Origin of the sequence: Microbacterium sp. BF1, assembly GCF_019279095.1 — a bacterium.
Lineage (GTDB): Bacteria > Actinomycetota > Actinomycetes > Actinomycetales > Microbacteriaceae > Microbacterium > Microbacterium maritypicum.
Map to the genome: position 1 here is coordinate 1 of NZ_JAGYWT010000550.1, position 1,588 is coordinate 1,588.

At 69.9% G+C, this 1,588-nt stretch carries 2 protein-coding genes; both read right to left on the minus strand.

Going from position 1 to position 1,588, the window contains the following annotated elements:
- Positions 1-26 precede the first annotated feature (26 nt).
- A complete protein-coding gene (locus KZA10_RS14690; RefSeq protein ID WP_218683254.1) occupies positions 27-416 on the minus strand; it encodes a cupin domain-containing protein in 390 nt (129 codons plus the stop codon).
- Positions 413-1,588: FAD-binding oxidoreductase (locus tag KZA10_RS14695; protein WP_218683255.1), on the minus strand; the 1,176-nt coding region annotated here is incomplete at its 5' end. The genes KZA10_RS14690 and KZA10_RS14695, both read right to left, overlap by 4 nt.

Below are 1,588 nucleotides of genomic sequence, written 5' to 3' on the forward strand. Positions count from 1 at the left end.
CGACGACGCTCGACTGACGCGGGTCGTCAGGACGGACGCAGCAGCACGAGGAACTGCTCGATCTCGGCGGCCATGTCGAGGGACGGATCGAGCATCCACGCGGCCTGGAGCCCATCGGCCAGGGCGTGCAGAGTGCGCACCACCGAGCCGGGGCCGACCTCGAGGTCGGGGAGGCCGGATGAGGCGAACGCGATCGTGGCGCGGCCGGACAGCACGACGAACACCTCGTCGGCCTCGGTGTCGGTCGCGGTGCCCGGGGTCATCTCCCAGATGCCGACCTCGATCCCGCCGAGCGTCGCCAGCTCGTGCACGGTGCTCGTCGGCGAACCGGCGAGCACCTCTTCGGCAGGGAGCGGCTCGTGATCGAGTGCCAGTGCGCCGGCATCCACTCCCGCCCCTGCGGCGAGACCGTTCACGAGTCGAAGCCCATTCCGACGGCGTCGAGCGTCTTGAGGAACAGGTTGCGCTTGCCCTCGTTGTGATCGGCCTGGTTCATCGCGGCCCTCACCAGGTTGACGCCGATCGACGCGGCGGGCTCCGGCGGGAAGGGGATGGGCTTCTCGCGCACCATCCGCAGCTCGGTGCGCTCGGTCGAATCCCCCGACAGCTTGTCGAGCATGACGTCGGCCGCGAAGCGCGCGGCGCCGACGCCGAGACCGGTGAATCCGGTCGCGTAGGCGACGCGGCCCTTGCGAGCGGTGCCGAAGAAGGCGCAGAAGCGGCTCGACGAGTCGATCGCCCCGGCCCAGCGGTGGGTGAAGCGCAAACCCTCCAGCTGCGGGAAGGTGGTGAAGAAGTGCGAGGCGAGCCGGCGGTGGCTCTCGATGCGGTCCTCGTACTCCGGCCGCACCTTGCCGCCGAAGTGGTAGACCGCGTCGTAGCCGCCGAACAGGATGCGGTTGTCGCCCGTGAGCCGGTAGTAGTGGAACTGGTTCGCGCTGTCGGCGAGGCCCTGGCGGTTCGACCAGCCGATCGATGCCAGCTGTTCGGTGGTGAGCGGCTCGGTCATCAGCACGTAGTCGTACACGGGCACGGTCATCAGGCGGTTGCGCTTGAGGAGCGAGGGGAACACGTTCGTGCCGAGGGCCACGGCATCGGCGACCACCCTGCCGTTCGGGGTCACCAGGGTGATCGGTCCCGATCCGTCGCCCTCGATCCCGCGCACCAGGCTGTGCTCGTAGATCTCCACCCCCAGGTCGGCGGCGACGCGGGCCAGCTCCACGCCGAGCTTGGCGGGGTGCACCAGCGCGCAGCCGTCGCGGTCCCAGTCCCCGGCCAGGAAGGTGTCGGAGTGCACCTCGGCCCGCACGGCTTTTCGGTCGAGGAAGCCCGGCTCATCGCGGAACCACTCGACCTGGTGCGGCTCGACGGCGACGGCCAGCTGGCCCGTGCGCTCGAACTCCGCATCCATGCCGTACCGCTGGATCGTCTCGCCGATGCCATCGAGGTTCGCGTGGCCCAGCTCTTCGAGTCGGTCGATCTCCTCCGGCCAGCGATTCACCCCGTTCTCGTGGCCGTGGGTGAGGCTCGACTCGCAGAAGCCGCCGTTGCGTCCGGACGCGGCCCAGGCGATGCGCGAGGCCTCGAG